The sequence below is a fragment of the Streptomyces sp. DvalAA-43 genome (genome assembly GCF_900091725.1).
GTDB lineage: Bacteria > Actinomycetota > Actinomycetes > Streptomycetales > Streptomycetaceae > Streptomyces > Streptomyces pulveraceus.
In genome coordinates, this window is the sequence record NZ_FMBW01000074.1 from 100,813 (window position 1) to 118,007 (window position 17,195).

15 protein-coding genes are annotated in these 17,195 nt (G+C 73.9%); 3 read left to right on the forward strand and 12 right to left on the reverse strand.

The genetic code is table 11. The annotated features are described in order from the left end of the window. Positions 1-57 precede the first annotated feature (57 nt). Complete coding sequence (locus GA0115234_RS31675; protein ID WP_093548585.1) at positions 58-1,455, reverse strand: choice-of-anchor A family protein; 1,398 nt, start codon at positions 1,453-1,455, stop codon at positions 58-60. Between the two features lie 131 nt (positions 1,456-1,586). Next, complete coding sequence (locus GA0115234_RS43895; protein ID WP_093548587.1) at positions 1,587-1,973, reverse strand: peptidoglycan-binding domain-containing protein; 387 nt, start codon at positions 1,971-1,973, stop codon at positions 1,587-1,589. On the opposite strand from GA0115234_RS43895, the gene GA0115234_RS43900 reads away from it, so the two are divergent. Next, entirely contained in the window at positions 1,924-2,391 is a 468-nt protein-coding gene (locus tag GA0115234_RS43900; protein ID WP_256088877.1) for a hypothetical protein, read from the forward strand. The two genes, GA0115234_RS43895 and GA0115234_RS43900, sit on opposite strands and share 50 nt — an antisense overlap. Positions 2,392-2,888: 497 nt before the next feature. Here the strand turns inward: GA0115234_RS43900 and GA0115234_RS31690 are convergent, their stop codons facing one another. Beyond that, a complete protein-coding gene (locus GA0115234_RS31690) occupies positions 2,889-4,754 on the reverse strand; it encodes a glycoside hydrolase family 3 protein (protein ID WP_093548591.1) in 1,866 nt (621 codons plus the stop codon). A gap of 316 nt (positions 4,755-5,070) precedes the next feature. Beyond that, positions 5,071-5,994, reverse strand: a complete 924-nt coding sequence (locus GA0115234_RS31695; protein ID WP_093548592.1) for a LysR family transcriptional regulator — start codon at positions 5,992-5,994, stop codon at positions 5,071-5,073. A 161-nt stretch (positions 5,995-6,155) separates the two neighbouring features. Between GA0115234_RS31695 and GA0115234_RS31700 the strand changes: the two genes are divergently transcribed. Continuing rightward, positions 6,156-7,112, forward strand: a complete 957-nt coding sequence (locus GA0115234_RS31700) for an EamA family transporter (protein ID WP_237541891.1) — start codon at positions 6,156-6,158, stop codon at positions 7,110-7,112. 129 nt (positions 7,113-7,241) lie between these two features. On the opposite strand, the gene GA0115234_RS31705 is transcribed toward GA0115234_RS31700, so the two are convergent. Beyond that, positions 7,242-7,970: an MgtC/SapB family protein gene (locus GA0115234_RS31705; protein WP_370804626.1), complete on the reverse strand. Its 729-nt coding sequence runs from the start codon at positions 7,968-7,970 to the stop codon at positions 7,242-7,244. 293 nt (positions 7,971-8,263) lie between these two features. Between GA0115234_RS31705 and GA0115234_RS31710 the strand changes: the two genes are divergently transcribed. Continuing rightward, complete coding sequence (locus GA0115234_RS31710; RefSeq protein ID WP_093548596.1) at positions 8,264-8,791, forward strand: DinB family protein; 528 nt, start codon at positions 8,264-8,266, stop codon at positions 8,789-8,791. 160 nt (positions 8,792-8,951) lie between these two features. On the opposite strand, the gene GA0115234_RS31715 is transcribed toward GA0115234_RS31710, so the two are convergent. The 7 genes from GA0115234_RS31715 to GA0115234_RS31745 form a co-directional block, all read right to left on the reverse strand. After that, on the reverse strand, positions 8,952-9,740 hold the full coding sequence (locus tag GA0115234_RS31715; RefSeq protein ID WP_093548598.1) for a sugar phosphate isomerase/epimerase family protein: 789 nt from the start codon (positions 9,738-9,740) through the stop codon (positions 8,952-8,954). A 46-nt stretch (positions 9,741-9,786) separates the two neighbouring features. After that, positions 9,787-10,392 (reverse strand): GAF domain-containing protein, encoded by a 606-nt coding sequence (locus GA0115234_RS31720; protein ID WP_093548601.1) that lies wholly within the window; start codon positions 10,390-10,392, stop codon positions 9,787-9,789. Then, the gene (locus tag GA0115234_RS31725) at positions 10,376-11,254 is read right to left on the reverse strand and encodes a S8 family peptidase (RefSeq protein ID WP_093548603.1); all 879 of its coding nucleotides are present in this window, start codon (positions 11,252-11,254) and stop codon (positions 10,376-10,378) included. The genes GA0115234_RS31720 and GA0115234_RS31725 overlap by 17 nt, the downstream gene beginning before the upstream one ends. Before the next feature lie 3 nt (positions 11,255-11,257). Beyond that, positions 11,258-14,593, reverse strand: a complete 3,336-nt coding sequence (locus GA0115234_RS31730) for an adenylate/guanylate cyclase domain-containing protein (RefSeq protein WP_093548605.1) — start codon at positions 14,591-14,593, stop codon at positions 11,258-11,260. Between the two features lie 214 nt (positions 14,594-14,807). Then, a complete protein-coding gene (locus GA0115234_RS31735) occupies positions 14,808-15,008 on the reverse strand; it encodes an aroma-sacti cluster domain-containing protein (RefSeq protein WP_093548607.1) in 201 nt (66 codons plus the stop codon). Beyond that, positions 15,005-15,856, reverse strand: coding sequence for an iron-containing redox enzyme family protein (locus tag GA0115234_RS31740; protein WP_093548609.1), 852 nt, complete (start codon positions 15,854-15,856; stop codon positions 15,005-15,007). The genes GA0115234_RS31735 and GA0115234_RS31740 overlap by 4 nt, the downstream gene beginning before the upstream one ends. Continuing rightward, on the reverse strand, positions 15,853-16,959 hold the full coding sequence (locus GA0115234_RS31745; RefSeq protein WP_093548611.1) for a radical SAM protein: 1,107 nt from the start codon (positions 16,957-16,959) through the stop codon (positions 15,853-15,855). Before GA0115234_RS31745 ends, GA0115234_RS31740 begins: the two co-directional genes overlap by 4 nt. Between the last annotated feature and the right edge of the window lie 236 nt (positions 16,960-17,195).

Sequence of the window (17,195 nt, forward strand, 5' to 3'; positions counted from 1 at the left end):
CTTGTCCCGGCTCTGTTCCCTGTCCCCGGCCCCGTTCCCTGTCCCCGGCCCTGTTCCTTATCCCCGGATCTGGCCGCGCCGGCGGCGCGTGAACATGAGCAGGCCCGCGCCGAGCCCGCCGAGGACGCCCGCCGCGGTCGCGTACATGCCGACCTGCGCACCGGTACTGGCCAGGAAGCCGCCGTCGTCCTTCGGCTCCGAGGAGGGCGCGGACGGGGCGGGAACCGGCTGCGAGGACTTCTCGGCCCCGGTCGGCGTCGGGGCCGGGGTGGCGGGCCGGGAGCCCGAGGGGGCCGGGGTACCGGGCTCGGCCGGCGGCTGCGACGGCTGCTCGGGCTCGGGCGGGTTCGGCGTCGGGGTGCCGGGCTTGGACGGCTCGGGCTTGCAGGTGAAGGCCGGGGAGCCGGTCCACGGGTAGTTGTGGCTCTCGTTGCCCGTGCCATGGGTCTTCATGTCCCCGCCGACGTACACCCGGCCGTTGGTGCTCGCGGTGAAGTCCGCGGAGGCCTTGGGGGCGAGGATCGAGCCCATGAAGTTCCCGCCGCCGCCGAGGGTGAGCGAGGGGGAGTCCTCGAAGTTGTACAGGATCCGCGAGGCGGCCTCGCCGAAGCGGGCCGAGCTGTAGACGTCGACGCGGTCGTCGTTGAAGCCCACGGACATCGGCGCCATCGACACCGCGTGGGAGCCCGTCACGTTGACCACGACGGAGTCCCCGTCGGGGATGGACTCGAACACGAACGACGAGGCGCCGTCGAGCTCGGCGGCCGGGACCTCGAAGACCTGGAGCTTGCCGTTGCCCGCGCCGGTGCTCCTGAACGTGACCGTGCCGCCCGCGCGCACGCTCGTGCCGGTGGCCTTCAGCTTCCCGAGGGAGGACGACTCGTCGCCGATGGTCCTGTCGAACGACTGGTAGGGGCTGAGGGCGCGTTCGGCACCCAGACCGGCCGAGCGGGCTCCGCCGTTCGTCGTCAGCTCGCCCTTCTCGTCGATCTGCTTCCCGACCCGGACGGCACCGCCGTAGCCGGATCTGGACGTGACGCCGAAGCCGACGTCCACCTTGGTGCCCTTGGCGACCGTCAGCTTGCCGCCGACCGCGAGCATCGGCTCGCCCGCGTCCGGCAGGATGCCCGAACCTGCCCCGACCCGGCCGATGTTGAAGACGCCGCCCGGGTCCTTGGCGAGCGTCGCGTCGCCCTTGATGACGAGCAGCCCCTCCGCCTCCGCCGCCGAGCCGTCGACGGTGTAGTCGCCCCCGGCGAAGAGAGCCACGTTGCCGTCGATGAACTGCGGGCTGTGGCCGATGCCCGGAAGCCTTCCGGAGGACGGGCAGTACGTCGGTCCGCTGTCGGAGCCGGAGGGGGTCGCGAAGGCGCTGCCGGTGCCGAGCAGCCCGAGGGAGAGGAGCACGGCGAGTGCGCTGCCGGTCCGCCCGGCAGTTCTTCCGGTGACGTGCATGAGCTTGATCCTTGTCTTTTCTTCGGGAGGGATGCGGCCGGGCACGGCGAAGAACTCGTCGGCGCGGCGCGGGAATGGGGAGGAGAGGTCTGCTGCGAAACTCCCTCTCCCTACTGGTGCGACGAAACTCCCTACCGGTACGAATCCCCGTACTGGTCCGAATCTCCGTACCGGTGGGAATTCCGGTCGGTCGATTCGGTCTCCGACCGCAGGGCCGCGCGGGTCATCGGCCCGTAGACGCCCGGCTCCTCGGGGATGTTCCGGGCCTTCTGATAACGGCTCAGCGCGACTTCCACGTCCACCGTGAAATTCCCGTCGTCGCTGCCCAGGTACAGGTGGAGTTGTTGCAGTCTTCGCTGGAGGTCCTCGACGTCGCGGCCCGTGCTTCCCAGGGCGAGGCCCGGACGGTCCGTCGAGCGGGGCCGATCCCGTGGGGGTGACGGGCGGCCCGCCGGCGGACCGGCCGGAGTGGAGGGGGCTCCGGAGTGCGGCGCGGACGGCGTCGCGAGCGGCGGCACGGACGACGGCGATCCGGCCGTGGTGGGCGTGACCCGGGCGGGGGCCGCTTCCCGGGCCGGACGCGCCGGAGCGGGGGACGAAGCGGAGGGGGAAGGTGTGGCGGAGTCCCGGGCGGAGAGGGTGGAGGAGGCCGGAGTGCTGAATTCGGAATGCCGCGCGGTGAACGCGTCACAGACCAGGGAGATCGATATCGCGGTGCCGATCCCCACGGTCACCGTGCCGATGAGCAGCGCGGGGGACTGCTTCCGCCTCCTGGAGGAACGCCGGGCGGACCTGCGGTCGGCCGGAGCCGGCCGGGACGGGGGCGGGGGCGGCGAAGGAGGTGAGGACGACGAAGAGAGCGAGGACGGCGAAGGAACTCCCGGCAGGGGAGCGTTCTCCTCGAAGAGTTCGATATCGGCCGGGCGGGCGCCCTGACCGTCCCGACGGGAAGCGGACACCTTTCCGAAAACACGGTCCTCGCCGGAAGGCGCCCGGTCGTGTGCCGACTGCGGGGCGCATTCCCTTTCCGGTGTGCGCGACGTGAATTGCTGAAAGCCCACGTGCTCCGAGCTCCTTGTCCGGGCAGTTTGAAAAAGTTGATCGACATGCGGGGGTTCGGGGTCGTCTCGCGCGCCCGAACGACGAATGCGCGCAGGCGGGAAGAGGATCGCGCGGCACATCGAGAACTCCGGGTTGTGACGGAATCGAGGATGCGGGGAGGGGGTTCCGTGACCTTCGCGCACAACGTGAGCAGGCGTCAACTTTGAGCAAAACGCGCCAAGGCGGCAGTGATCGGACATGCCGCCTTAATTGGAAATTAAAGCGTGACGCACATCACATGATCGTGCTCGGCGGACATGAAGAGGGGCGGTACGCGGGACCATCTGGTCCCGCGTACCGCCCCTCTTCCGCTTCCGCCCGGTGACGCTTTCTCAGTACTTCAGGCCGTACCCCACCGGGTGCAGCACCCGGGCCGGGTCGTCCGCGCGCTGCACCGGGACCGGCAGGGTGCCCCGCGGCTCGGCGCGGCCCGCGATCACCCGGGCGGCGGCCCGCAGTTCGACATCGGTCCAGGAGTACGTGGCCAGGTTCGCCGTGAACCCGGTCCCGGCCAGCTGGGCGACGTCGTACGGATTGCGGATCGCCACCGTGATCACCGGGATGCCGGTCGCCGCCAGGGCGCTCACCAGGGTGCGCTGCGAGCTGGTCGCCGAGACGTTGTACGTCGCCACGATCACCGCGTCCTTGCCCTGCGCGGCCGCCACCGCCTCCTCGATCTTCGCCTTGGTGGGGGCGGTGCCGGTGGACAGTGCGGTCGCCGCGTACCCCAGTTCACCGAAGGCGGTGGCCAGGGTGGTGGTCGGCGGTCCAGTGGTGCCGGAGGGGGAGGCGGGATCGGCACCGACCACGAGCAGGTTCCGGTGGGAGCGGCGGGAAAGCGGCAGCACCGCACCGTCGTTGGCGAGCAGGGTGGTGGTGCGCTCCGCGATCCGGTCGGCGGCGGCGAGGTGCGACCGGGTGCCGACGGTGCGGTCCACCCCCGAGTGGCTGACGAACGGGTGGTCGAAGAGCCCGAGCTTCGCCTTCAGCCGCAGAATGCGCAGGATCGATTCATCGATCCTGGCCTCGCTGATCTCACCGCTCTTCACGGCCTCCAGGACGGCGTTCCAGGAGACGTCCAGGCTCGGCGGGTTGAGCAGCTGGTCGACGCCCGCCTTGAGGGCGAGGACCGGCACGCGGTCGTCGCCGTACTTGGTCCGCACCCCTTCCATGCCGAGCGCGTCGGTCACCACGACACCGTCGTAACCGAGTTCCTGGCGCAGGATGCCGGTGAGGATCGGGTGGGACAGCGTCGCCGGGTCCCCGGCCGGGTCCAGGGCCGGGACCACGATGTGCGCGGTCATGATCGAGTCGATGCCCGCGGCGATCGCGGCCCGGAACGGCGGCTTGTCCAGCTCGGCCCACTGCTCCCGGGTGTGGGTGATGACGGGCAGGCCGGTGTGGCTGTCGGTGCTGGTGTCGCCGTGGCCCGGGAAGTGCTTGGCCGTCGAGGCGATATTGCTGCTCTGATACCCCTTCACCTGCGCGGCGACCAGGCCGGCCACGGACTGCGGGTCGGAGCCGAAGGACCGTACGCCGATCACCGGGTTGGCCGGGTTGACGTTGACGTCGGCGTCCGGGGCGTAGTTCTGGTTGATGCCGATCGCGGCCAGCTCGGCGCCCGCGATCTGCCCGGCCCGGCGTGCGTCGGAGCGCGAGCCGCCCGCGCCCAGCGCCATCGCACCGGGCATCAGGGTGGCGGGCTCGCCGACCCGGCAGACGATGCCGTGTTCCTGGTCGGTGGAGACGAGGAGCGGCAGCGGGGTGGGCCCGGCGAGACCGGCGCGCTGGATGCCGTTGGAGAGGTCGGCGATCTGGTGCGGGTCGCGGGTGTTGTGGGCCCAGGCGAAGTAGATGATCCCGCCGACGTGGTACTTGCCGATCATCTCGGCGGCCGTGCGGACCCCGATCTCGGCCAGGTTGGCGTCGATGTCGGCCTGGTCGGGGTCGGTGGCGGAGTGCCCGTACACCCGCATCACGAAGAGCTGCCCGACCTTCTCCTCCAGGGTCATCCCGGAGATGATCCGCCGGAGGCGCTTGGTGGTGGCGGCTGAATGGTGCTGTCCGCCGCTGTGTCCGCTGCTCGGGGACCGCTGGGCGGCGACCGCGCCGGGGGCGAGGCCCGTGCCGGTGACGGCGGCGACTGCCGTCGCGGCGGTGGCGGTGAGGAGGGTGCGTCTGGAGGTGCGGTGGTGCACGTGAGCTCCTTCGGCCGTACTCGGGGACGAGGGGTGGTGAAAGAAACTGCCAAGGAGCACGGATATCCAGAAAATAACTTCCGGTCAAGGGTCCGGACCGTTTCGGTCCCGTGCGGCGTGCTGGGCGGCGCGGGCCTTGCGACGCGGTCGGGCGGAGCGGCTGAGGGCTGCGGGCCGCGGACCGGGCGGGACGTCACGGGCGTGCGGGCGTACGGGCGTACGGGCGGCGTGGCCAGGTGGCGTGGATCGGGCGGGACATCCCGGGGCACACGGGCACACGGGCAGCGCGGCCAGGCAGCACGGGCCGGGCGGGACGTCACGGACACGCGGACGGCGTCAGCCCCACCGCGGCCCCGTGCGCCCGCAGCGCGGACACCGCCGCCGTGATCGCGGGCCGCCGGGCCGCCTCCGTACGCCACAGCGCGTACAGCCGTCGCGCCGGTACGGGATCGAGCGGCACCGCCACCACCCCCGGCGGCAGTTGCCCCCGCCCCAGGCGCGGGATCATCGCGACCCCGAGTCCGGCGGCGAGCAGGGCCAGCTGGGTGTGGTTCTCCTCCGCCTGGTGCCGGATGTCCGGCTCGTAACCCGCCGCCCGCAGTGTCCGTACCAGCCAGTCGTGGCAGACGGTCCCCGGCGGCTGGCAGATCCACCGCTCCTTCGCCAGCTCCTCGCGCCGCACCGCTTCCCGCCCGGCGAGACGGTGCCCCTCCGGCACCAGCAGATCGCAGTGGTCGTCCCCGATCACCGCCTGCGCCACGCCCTCCGGGGCGGGCAGCGGGGCGATGTCCCAGTCGTGGGCGACCGCCAGATCGATCACCCCCTTGGCCACCAGATCGACGGAGAGATGCGGATCGACCTCGGTCATCCGGACGTCCAGGGCCGGGTGGTCCCGGTCCAGCCCCGCCAGCACCCCGGGCAGCAGCCCGCGCGCCGCGGACGCGAACGCGCCGATCGACAGCCGTCCGGTCGGCAGCCCCCTGCGCTCCTCCAGCGAGGTCTCGGCACGCTCCACGATCGCCAGCAACTGCTGGGCGGTCTCGGCGAGATGGAGCGCCTCCTCGGTCAGTGCGACCCCGCGCCCGCGCCGTTCGAGCAGCGTCGTACGGGTCTCCCGCTCCAGCTTGGTGATCTGCTGCGAGACCGCCGACGGGGTGTAGCCGAGCGCGGCGGCGGCGCCCGCGACGGAGCCGTGGACGGAGACCGCGTGCAGCGCACGCAGCCGGGCGAGATCGAGCACCGGACCTCCCGGACCTCGGTGATGTGCCGGCCGGCGCACCGGCTGATCAGTGATCACTGATCCCCTCGGCCGACCCTCACATGATTCATTAGCAACACTCAATTTCACCATGAAGAAATCCGCGCTGGTGCTACATGGTCGGTGCGGGTGATCCTCGGGGCATGCGTCCCCTCCACATCGCCCTGGCCGCCCTGGTGGCCGCCGTCTGGGGTGTCAATTTCGTCGTCATCGAGCTCGGCCTCGCACACTTCCCGCCGCTGCTCTTCTCCGCCCTGCGCTTCCTGGTCGCCGCGCTGCCCGCGGTCTTCTTCGTCGGCCGGCCCAAGGTCGCGTGGAAGTGGATCGTGGGTGTCGGGCTGGCCCTCGGAGTGGCGAAGTTCGGACTGCTCTTCATCGGCATGGACCGGGGGATGCCCGCCGGTCTCTCCTCCCTCGTGCTCCAGGTCCAGGCGGTCTTCACGGCCCTCTTCGCCGCCGTGGCCCTCGGCGAACGGCCGGGAAGGGTACGGGTGCTGGGGATGGGCGTGGCCCTCGCCGGTATCGGGGTCGCGGCGGTCGACGAGGGCGCGGGCGGGCCCATGCTCGCCTTCGTCCTGGTGATCGTGGCGGCGGCCTGCTGGGGCGTGTCCAACGTACTCACCCGCAAGGCCGCCCCGCCCGACTCGCTCAACTTCATGGTGTGGGTCTCGACCGTGCCCGTACTCCCCCTGCTCGGCCTCTCCCTCCTCTTCGAGGGCTGGGACCGCGACGCGGAGGCGCTGGCCGCACTGGACTGGAGCGGCGCCGGGATCATCGTCTACGTCGCCTGGATCACCACCGTCTTCGGCTTCGGCGCCTGGGGCTTCCTGCTGCGCCACCACCCGGCCTCCTCGGTGGCCCCCTTCACCCTGCTCGTCCCGGTCTTCGGGATGTCCTCGGCCGCCCTGCTGCTGGACGAGTCGGTGAGCCCGCTGCGGTGGTGCGCGGCGGCGCTGCTGGTGGGGGGAGTGGCGCTGACGTCCTTGGCGGGGGCGCGGCGGATCGGGGCGGGGGCGGGGGCGGTCGGCCCCGCCCGGGTTCCCCGTATCCCCGCGACTCGTACGGCCGGTGGACCTTCCCGGCACCGGCCGCCTTGTTGACCACGAGGGTGTCGAACGGCTCGCCGCGGGCGGTGGGCAGGGCGTCGTGGGGGCGGCGGGCCGTGCCGGTCTTCCGCCGGTGCGGCGGGGGCTACGGGCCGTTGCCGCACCGGAGGCCGGGGCGGCCGGTCACTCCTCGTCCGGGCGGCTGCGGCTGCACGCGAGCACGCCGGGCACGGCGGCCAGCCGGGCGGTGAGCCCGGCGGCGTCGCCGTGACCCTGGAGCGCCAGGGCGATCTCCACCGTCCGCCCGTCGGACTCCACGCCCGGCGTCGTCGGGTCGGTGACCGTGCGCAGTTCGCACACGGAGAACCCGGCCCGTGTGCACTGGTCCAGGAGTTCCCGCAGCAGTCCGGTGCCCTGGAGGTAGACGATGCGGAATCCGGTCGGCGCCTCGTGCCCCGAGGACAGGCGGCGCAGCAGCGGCCGTACCCCGTAGGAGACTCCGAAGTAGCCGGCGACGGCCAGCACCGCGAGCAGGGGCAGGCCGGCGGCGGCGGCCGAGCCCACCGCCGCGGTCAGCCAGACCGTGGCCGCCGTGGTCAGCCCCTGCACCGAGCCGCGGTTCACGAAGATCACACCGGCGCCGATGAAGCCCAGCCCCGACACGATCTGCGCCGCCATCCGGGAGGGGTCCAGCACCACCGTGCCCGTGTGCAGCACATCGGTGAATCCGTACTTGCTCACCAGCGTGAACAGGGCCGCGCCCGCACCGACCGTGGTGTAGGTCCGCAGCCCCGCCGCCTTCTGCCGGACCTGCCGCTCCACCCCGATCACCCCCGACAGCAGGAGCGCCACCAGGAACTCCACGACCTGGGCCCAACCCTGCCCGACCGGTTCGCCCGGCCACACCGCCAACGTCATGTGCCAACCTCCTGTCCTTGAGGGCAACACCTGACGCTATCGCCTCAATTGTCCCTACCCGGAAGGGCGGACGGCACGCACGCCGGTCGCGCCGCTTCCCGCTCACCACGCGCACGGGCCGACGCCGGTGGTGGCGGCGGAGTCGCCGTCCCGGGCGCGGAAGAGGAGGCCGTGCGCATCGATGGGAAGCGGCGGGAGCGAGGCGGCCGGCGACCGAACCACCTGTTGAGCCCGGCGGGATGGGCTTGAGGACACCTGCTGGCCTAAATGCCTCCTACGGTCGGTCCATGACCACTTCGTCGAAGAGTCCAGCCCCGTTCCTTCCGGGCGAGCGCGGTGAGCTGCTGCACGCACTCGCGGAGCAGAGGGCGTTTCTGCTGATCACCACGCGCGCCATCACCGACGCCCAGGCCGCCGAGCGCACGACCGTGAGCGGGCTCACCCTGGGCGGGATCGTCAAGCACCTCACCCGGGGCGAGCAGGTGTGGACGCAGATCATGGCCAAGGGGGACGGTGAACTGCCGGAGGGCATGCTCGACCTGGAGCAGTACCGCATGGTCGAAGGCGAGACGCTCGCCGGGCTGCTCCAGCAGTACGCCGCCGCCGCTCACCGGACCGAGGAGTCCGTGGCTGCCCTGCCGGACCTCGACCGGAGCGTGCCCCTTCCCAGGACTCCGTGGTCGCCGCCGGAAACCGTCCACTGGTCCGCACGCCGGATCCTGCTGCACCTGATCAGGGAGACGGCCCAGCACGCCGGACACGCGGACATCATCCGGGAAGCACTCGACGGGGCGAGCACCACCGCTCAACGGTGATCGCCCGCGGCCGGGGAGCTTCGAGGAGTCCCCGCACAACAACCGGCACCCTGCCGACGACCGCCCCGCCGGACTTCGGCACCGGGCCGGACCCGGTGCCCCCGGCCCGCCCTGCGGCCACGCTCAACAACGCCTCCGGACACGCCCCGGACGCGCGGCCCTACCGCCCTGCCGCGCCCACCCGCAGCAAGTACTCCCGCCCCTCGGCCAGCAGGCCCGGCAGTTCCGCCGCGTGCGGGTGCCAGCGCTTTTCGTACTCCCAGCAGACCCAGCTCTCCGGATCCAGCGTGGACAGGCAGGTCTCCAGGGGCAGTACCCCGGCGCCCAGGGGCAACGGCTCGGTGTTCTCGGCCGAGGCGATGTCCTTCACCTGTACGTAGCCCAGGTGCGGGGCCAGTACCGCATGGCTCGCGGGCGGTTCCTCGCCGGACAGCCAGGTGTGCATGATGTCCCACAGTGCGCCGACCTGACCGTGGCCGACCGTTCCGACGACCCGGGCCACGTCGACACCGGCCCGGTGCGAGTCGTGGGTTTCCAGCAGGATGCGTACGTCCTGGTCGGCGGCGTGCGGGGCGGCGGCGGCCAGGCGGCGGGCGGCGGTCGCGTCGGCCACGGCGGGGTCCTGGCCGCCGCCGCCCGGGAAGACCCGGACGTTCTGTGCGCCCAGGTCGTGCGCCAGGTCCACCAGTTCGGCGAGCTCCGCCAGTACGGGGGCGTCGTCGCCCTCGGCGGCGGCCCGGACGTAGCCGGCGACGGTCAGGATCTCGATGCCGTTGTCCTTGAACTCCTGGACCACGGCGGCCCGTTCGGGCGCGGAGAGGCCCGGGTGCACCGGCTCCTCGGGGTGGGCGCGCAGTTCCACTCCCTGGTAGCCGTGTCCGGCGGCGAGCCGGACGACATCGGCGACCGGCATTCCCGGGACTCCGAGGGTCGAGAAAGCGAGCTTCACGTGGGTGGTCCTTCCGTCGTCGTCCGGCCGCCCTTCCGGCCCGGCCTCAGCAGGGCTCCCGGAGCAGCTGTCCCAGACTATCCAGCAGCCTCAGCGCGTCCGCCCGTTGCCGGGGCCCGAGCCGCCCGCACGGTTCCGGCGCACCGGCACCGGCCGCTGCGTACGCCGCCACCCGCAACGCCGCGGCGGCCTGCCGGGCGAACATGGCGAGCAGGTCCAGTTCCCGGATGTCCGTGCGGGCGCGGGGGGACGGGTCGAGCACCTCCAGCACACCGAGCACCCGGCCGTCGCTGATCAGCGGGGCCGCCATCAGGGCGCTCGGCACGAACTCGGTGGACTCGGCGAGCGCGCGGTCGAACGAGGAGTCCGTGGTGAGGTCGTCCACCACCATCGGCTCGCCGGACGTCGCCACCCAGCCCGCTATCCCGCGACCGGCCGGGAACCGGCGGCCCACCAGGAACTCCTCGCCCTGGCCGGAGACCGCCTGGAAGACCAGCTCGTCCGCCTCCTCGTCCAGCAGGAAGACCGAGCTGGCCGCCGCGCCGAAGATCGCGCGGGCCACGTCGACGACGGACTGGAGGAGCTCGCGCCGGTGCGGATCGGCCGGCGGCACCGTGCCCGCGGTGGGCACTGATTCAGTTCTCGGAGTCATCACAGACCTCTTCTGCCGGGGTGGAAGGCCGCGGACCGAACCGCACGTTGGCCGCGGAGAGATAGAGGGCGTTCTTGAGCTGGAAGGCCGTCATCCTGGGATGGGCCGAGAGCAGACGGGCGCACAGCCCGCTGATGTACGGGGTCGCGAAGCTGTTCCCGGTGGTACGGATCGAGGTACCGCCCAGCCACGGCACCGTCACGTTCTGGCCGGGGGCGAAGAACTCCACCGGCGGGTCGGGGTTGTAGAGGTGCAGGTCCGGGTCCGCCTCCTGGTGGCTGCCCACGGAGATCACCGAGGCGAACCGCCACGGATAGCTCTCCACCGGGGAGTTGTGCGCCGAGGCGACGACGACCGTGCGGTTGAAGTAGGCGTGGTCGGCCAGCGCGTGCAGCTCCTCGGCGAACCGTGCGCGGGTGGTGGACAACGACAGGTTCACCACGTCGAACCCCTGCTCCACCGCCCAGCGCAGCCCGGCCAGCAGCACGTCCCCGGTGCCGGAGAACCGCTCGCCCAGCACCCGTACGCTGTGCAGTTCGCACTCCGGGGCGGTCCGCCGGATGATGCCCGCGCACGCGGTGCCGTGTCCGCAGGAGTCCCCGGTGTCGGTCGGCCGCACCTCGGTCCCGCCCGTCTCCGGGTCCTTGATCACCACCCATGAGCCGTCGACCGGGCCGACGCCCGGATGGTCGCGCTCGACGCCCGAGTCCACCACGCAGACCCGTACACCCCGCCCGGTGCCCGGTACAGCCCCGGCACCGTGCCCGGGGCCCGGGTCCGCGAGGACCGGCACGTCATCGGGTCCGCGTCCGCGCAGACTCCAGGTCAGTCCCGGCCCCGGTGCCGTGTCCGTGGTCGTCATCGCTCAGCTCCTCTCCGTCGTGGCCGCCGCCGATTCCGCGGCGAGCCGCGCGGCCCACCGCTCGCCCGGCAGATGTCCCTTCTCCGCGAACCCCTCCCGGGCCTCCCGCGCCGCGCCTGCCGCGCCCGTCGCGTCGCCCAGCAGCGACAGCGTCCGCGCCCGGTCCAGCGACGCGGTGGCCCGCACCAGCGGGGAGTCGGTCAGCAGGGAGTCCCGCACGGCACGGTCCGCGAGGCGCAGGGCCGTCGCCGCGTCCCCTGACCCCGCCGCCAGCCGGGCCCGCAGCCCCGTCAGGTCCACCCGGTCCGCGTGCGGCAGCGACCGCGGGGCCCCGGCCCCTTCGAGCCACGGACCGGCTTCGTCCGGCCGGTCGTCGTCGAGGAGCAGCCGCGCCGCCTCCAGCGCGATGGCCGGGCGCATGGACCGGGCCCCGCCGCGCGCCGCCGCACGGTCCGCCCGGACGAGCAGCTCCAGGGCCGGGCCGGTCCGCCCGAGCAGTGCCTCCACCGTCGCCCGGAACACCGGCAGGAAGACCTCCGCCTCCGCGTACCCCAGCTCGTCGGCCAGCCGTTCCGCCTCGGCCAGGCACTCCCGGGCCCGGTCCGCCCGGCCGTGCAGCGCGTGGAGCACGGCCAGCGGACAGTTCAGCGTGGTCCGTACGGCGGGGCGGCCCGCGCCGTGCGCGGTGAGCAGGTCACGGCAGCGGGCCACCGCGACCGGTACCGGCTCCGGGCCGCGCCACAGGGAGATCCCGATGGCCCCGAGCGCGGCCGCCCGCTCCGGCTCGGCCTCGGCCCGCGCCGCGTGGTCCAGGGCCAGGGTCAGATCGCGGTCGGCCTCCTCGTGCCGGCCGGCCAGCTGGAGGCGCTGGGCGAGCCGCAGCCGGGCCCGTGCCTGCCCGACCCAGTCCCCGGCGGACTCGAAGAGCGGCAGCACCGACCGGGCGGTGGCCGACACGCTCACCGAGGCCGGGTCCAGCACCGCCAGCGCCAGCCGGGCGTGCGCGGCCTCCACCGGCGCGGTCCCGATGGCCAGCACCTGCCGCAGCAGCCGTTCCCCCTCATCGGTACGGCCGAGGGCGAGGCGCACCTCGCCGAGCCGCCGCAGCACCGGCGCCGCCGCCGGGTCACCGGCCGGGTGCAGCCCCGCGGCACGCTCCAACAGGCCCTGGGCCCAGTGCAGATCGGAACGGGCCAGGGCCTGCGCACCGGCCGAGGCGAGCGCGGCGGCGGCCCGGACCCGCAGGGCGGCGGCCCGGTCGTCGGCCAGGCCGAGCTCGGTGCGGTACCGGTACGCCCGCTCCAGATGTCCGCCGACCGCCGCCTCGCCCGCCGCCGTCACGCTGGGCAGCTCGGACGCCCAGGTGTGCCGCTCGGCCTTGGCCCGCTTCGACAGGGACGCGTACGCCACCTCCTGGACCAGACCGCTGCTGAACCGGTGCCGTCCGGCGCCCGGTTCGCCGCCGGGCGCGCTCTCGACCAGCCGGCGTCCGCGCAGCCGGGCCAGCGCGCGGGCGACCAGGCCGCGGTCGTCCTCCGGTGCGGGCACATCGGTGGGGGCGGCCGGGGCGTTCCGTACCGCGCCCTCCGTCTCGCGGGCCGCCCGGGTCAGCCGGACGAGTTCCGGCGCGGTGAAGTCCCGGCCGACGACCGCGGCCAGGTCCAGCGTGGTGCGCTCGGCACGCTCCAGCGCGCCGATCCGGGCACCGAGCAGCGCCTGGAGGGTCGGCGGCAGCGCCGAGCCCGGTATGTTCCGCGCGCCCTCCGGCGCCGGGCCCGTGGGGACGAGGAGCTGTTCCAGGTAGAGCGGGTTGCCCTCGGCCCGGACGTACAGATCACGGTCGTACGCGTCCGGATCACGGTCGTGCGCCTCCCGGTCACGGTCGTGCGCGTCCAGACCATGGGCGTATGCGTCCGGATCACGGTCGTGCGCGTCGGGGGCGGCCGGGGCAGCGGTGGTGTCCGGGGAGGCGTTGCCCGATGAGGCCCCCGTGCCCGGTCCGGTCAGTTCGCGGGCCAGCAGGGCGGCCTCGTCGGGCGGCAGCCCGGTGAGCGGCAGGAGCTGCGCCGGACACGCGGCCGGGTCGGCGGCGGCCGGGGGCCCGTCCGGGCGGCCCGGACACACGATGAGTCCGCCCGCCCGGCCGAGCGGCCCGGCCAGCCGGTGCACCGCCCGTACCAGCAGCGGCTCGGCCCAGTGCCAGTCGTCGAGCACCAGCAGGACCGGCCGCCGTTCCGCGGTCCGGGACAGTACGGTGATCAGCGCGGCGCACATGTCCTCGAACGGGGCGTTGGGCGTGCCGTCGTGCAGCAGGCCGCCGCGCAGCAGCGCCCGCGCGTCCGCCACGGATGCCCCGGACCGCCCGGACGCCCCGTCCAGGGCCTCCTGGGCGACGGGTGAGCCGAGCACCTCCCGTACCGCGTCGGCCAGCGGTGCCAGGGTGCCGTGGTCGCCGTAGCTGCGGCAGCGGCCGGTGCCGCTGACCGGCCGCCCGGGACCGCCGAGGCCGGTCAGCCACTCGCGCGCCAGCCGGGTCTTGCCGGTCCCCGCGTCACCGACGAGACGGACCAGCCCCGGGCCCGCCCCGCGCGCCGTACGGGCCAACGCCTCGTCCAGCGCCGCCCGTTCCGCGGTACGGCCGATGAACGGCACGTCGAAGCGGCGCAGCAGCTCCGGGTCGTCGGCGCCGAGCGCGATCAGCCGGTACGCGTGCACGCTGTCGGTCTTGCCCTTGAGCCGCAGCGGGCCCTTCTCCCGCACGACCACGGTCGGACCGGCGGCCTCCAGGGTCTGCGGGCCGATCAGGATCTCGCCGGCCGCCGCGTTCTGCTCCAGCCGGGCCGCCACGTTCACCGTCTCGCCCGAGATCAGTGCCTGCCGGGTGCTGGCATCGGAACTCGCCACCACCAGACCGGTGTTGACGCCGATCCGGATGTCGAGCCGGATGCCCAGGGTGGCTTCCAGGTCGGTGTTCAGCTCCGCCAGCGCCTCGCGCATGCCGAGCGCCGCGGCGAGCGCCCGCCGTGCGTCGTCCTCACGCATCACCGGCACCCCGAACACCGCCATCACGGCGTCGCCGATGAACTTCTCCGGAGTGCCGCCGTGTGCCTCGATCCGCTCGCTCATCACCGCGAAGTAGCGCAGCGTCACGGTGCGCAGGGTCTCCGGGTCCAGCACTCCGGACAGCGCCGTGGAGCCCACCAGATCGCAGAAGACCGCGGTGACCAGCTTGCGTTCGTCCTCCGGTGCCGCGGCGACGGGGGAGGGGCACGGGGTGCCGCAGGACGGGCAGAACCGTGCGGCGGCGGGCAGTTCGTGCCGGCACGAGGTGCAGTTCATCAGGGTTCCTCTCTGCTTGGTCCGGCCGGAGCGGCGGGCCGGGTCACGGGAACCGGCCCGCCGCACGGTGACGGGGCCTGACGGGCCCTGACGGGCCCTGAGCCCTGGCGGGTTCTGACGGGTTCTGACGGGGCAGGACCCGGACAGCGTCCGGACAGGACCCGTCAGGACCCGGACAGCGCCCGGGAGCCGGTCGGCCTCGGTCCGGTCGGCCTCAGAAAAGGGCGCCGCCCGCGATCTCGCTGTGCGCCTGCACCTCGGGCGCCACGGCGTCGAGCCTGGTCTTGATGTCGAGCAGCACGGTGAGTTCCTCCGGTGCGAGGTCGGTGAGCACCTGCCGCTGTTCGTCGGTGAGCAGGTCGACGGCGAAGCCGGCGCCGTACAGCACGGCGAGCCGGTCCGGTGGTTCGGTCATGTCTGGCCTTCCCTCGGGACGGACCGCCCGGCTCCCCGCACCGGCGGCGCCGGTCCGGTGCGCCCGAGCCGGACGAACAACTGGGTGAGCGCGTCCGTGGTGTGCAGGGCGCTGACGGCGACGGCCGTCTCCTGGCCCCGCGACAGCGGCAACCGGTCGAGCAGTGCGTACAGTTCGCCGGCGTGGCCGTCGTCCAGCCGCGCGTGCTCGTGCACGGTGCGGAAGGCCGGGGCGGGCAGCCCGGTCGCGCGGGCCAGCCGGGGCGCGAGACCGGCGGCCGGGGCGTGCCCCTCCAGCACCGCGATGTAGCCGAGCAGCGCCACCGGGTGGTGGTGCTCGATCCAGTAGTACTGGGCCCCCGCCAGGGAGGCGACGAGCGGGGAGGGGACCGGTTCCAGCGCGGCCCGGGGCCCGCTGCCCGCCGCCGTCAGGTCCTCCAGCAGCCAGGTGTCGTGCTCCGCCTCCTCCCGGATGTGCCCGGCCAGGTAGGCGGCCAGCGGCGCCCCCAGCGGATCGCCGCGCCGGGCCAGCGACTCGGCCCGTTCGGCGGCGCGTTCCATCAGCGGCACGGAGGCCCGGATGACCGTGTGCATCGCGCACAGGTACGCCCGGTAGCGGGGCAGCAGCCCCTCGGGCCGCCACAGTGCGGCCGTCGAGGCGCGCAACGCCGGTTCGGCGAAGGCGAGTTTGACCCGCAGCCGCTCGGAGGGCGGCAGCCCGCGCCCGCCGCCGCGCGCCCTCGGGACGCGCGCGGCGGCCTCCCGGGCGGGCCGTCCGGGAGCCGGTGCCGGGCGCGGAGCCCCGGTCACTTCCCGGGTACGTTCCGGTGTCCCTCCGGCCGGGCTCATGAGCCGGCGCCTTCCGTCGCCGGACGCGGGTCCCGCCCGCCGCCCGGAGCCGCCACCAGACCGGCGTACGCGGCGCAGCCGTGGCGACGTACCAGCGCCACCGGGCCCTGGCCGTGCTGACGGCGGGCGGCGGTCAGATCGAGCAGCGCGCCGGCGGCGCCCGAGGCCAGCGAGTCGGCCGCCGCGACCACCTCCGGCAGCCCGGCCAGGAGCCGGCAGTCCCCGCAGTAGGAACCGGCCGGTGTGCCGGGCGACCAGCGTTGCCGCAGGTGGGCCGGGCCGACCGTGCGGACGAGACGCAGCAGCGGCGACCCGAGGCTCCTCGCCCGTACGGCGGACCAGTCGTCCTCGGCGACATGGCCGAGGAGCAGATGGGGCGGTACGGGGCGGCGGTCCACGGTGTCCTGGTTGCAGCAGGCCAGGACCGTGCCGTCGAAGGCGACCACCGGCCAGGCGGCCATCGCGCACGGCAGCGCGCCCTCGCCGTCCGGCACGGTCCTGGCAGGACGGGCCCAGGACGCCGCCCGGCCGAACGGCCGCACCTCGTTGACCAGGGACGGCACCGTGCCGCCGAAGCTCCGGTCGATGTCCGCGGTGACGTCCGCGAGATACGCGTCGTCCTCGCCGGTCCCGGTGAGGTGGAAGCTGACCGCCACCCCCAGCTCGCGGATCTCGCGCACCGCGCGGAACACCGCGGCCCGGGGTACCTCCCGCTCGTGCGGCAGGTCGAGGCTGGCGGAGAAGTGGTCGAGCGTACGCACCGCCCGCCGCACCGGGGCCGGGAGCCCGCAGGACCGGGCGAAGAACATGCCGCTGACCAGCGCGGTCCGGGTTCCGGCGGCCCGCGCGGAGCGGGCGAGCGAGGCCACCAGACCCGGCCGGAGCAGGGGTTCGCCGCCGGTCAGCATCATCACCTCGGGCCGGTCGGCGGCGGTGAACGAGGAGACGAACCGTTCCAGCGCGGCCGCCTCCGGCTCCTCGCGCACCAGGGGCCCGGAGCCGGTGGAGCAGTGGCTGCAGCGCAGCGGACAGCGGCGGGTGAGGGTGACCAGCACTCCACCGGCCGGGACCGGCCGCAGTCCGATGAGTTCGGCGAGCTCCATCCGGCCGTCTCCTTCGGGGCGTAGGGGCGTAGGGGCGTGGGGCGTACGGCGTAGGGGGTGCGGCGCGCGGCCGCCGTGCGCGGGTGCGGGGTACAGCGTCCTGCCGGAGGGTTCGGCACCGGTCCGGAACCGGTTCGGGGCCGGTATGGCCGCAGGCCGGACGGGGTCCGCCGGCCCGCCACCGGACCCGGCGGCCGCCCGCGCGTCCCCGTCCACCCCCGGTGAACTGCCGTGAT

What these genes read in the sequence shown, in the direction of transcription:
- GA0115234_RS31745 (WP_093548611.1), bottom strand. Translation starts at nt 16,959, where the DNA reads ATGGAGCTCGCCGAACTCATCGGACTGCGGCCGGTCCCGGCCGGTGGA.
- GA0115234_RS31710 (WP_093548596.1), top strand. Translation starts at nt 8,264, where the DNA reads ATGACCACTTCGTCGAAGAGTCCAGCCCCGTTCCTTCCGGGCGAGCGC.
- GA0115234_RS31725 (WP_093548603.1), bottom strand. Translation starts at nt 11,254, where the DNA reads ATGACGACCACGGACACGGCACCGGGGCCGGGACTGACCTGGAGTCTG.
- GA0115234_RS31700 (WP_237541891.1), top strand. Translation starts at nt 6,156, where the DNA reads ATGCGTCCCCTCCACATCGCCCTGGCCGCCCTGGTGGCCGCCGTCTGG.
- GA0115234_RS31720 (WP_093548601.1), bottom strand. Translation starts at nt 10,392, where the DNA reads ATGACTCCGAGAACTGAATCAGTGCCCACCGCGGGCACGGTGCCGCCG.
- GA0115234_RS31740 (WP_093548609.1), bottom strand. Translation starts at nt 15,856, where the DNA reads ATGAGCCCGGCCGGAGGGACACCGGAACGTACCCGGGAAGTGACCGGG.
- GA0115234_RS31730 (WP_093548605.1), bottom strand. Translation starts at nt 14,593, where the DNA reads ATGAACTGCACCTCGTGCCGGCACGAACTGCCCGCCGCCGCACGGTTC.
- GA0115234_RS31675 (WP_093548585.1), bottom strand. Translation starts at nt 1,455, where the DNA reads ATGCACGTCACCGGAAGAACTGCCGGGCGGACCGGCAGCGCACTCGCC.
- GA0115234_RS31735 (WP_093548607.1), bottom strand. Translation starts at nt 15,008, where the DNA reads ATGACCGAACCACCGGACCGGCTCGCCGTGCTGTACGGCGCCGGCTTC.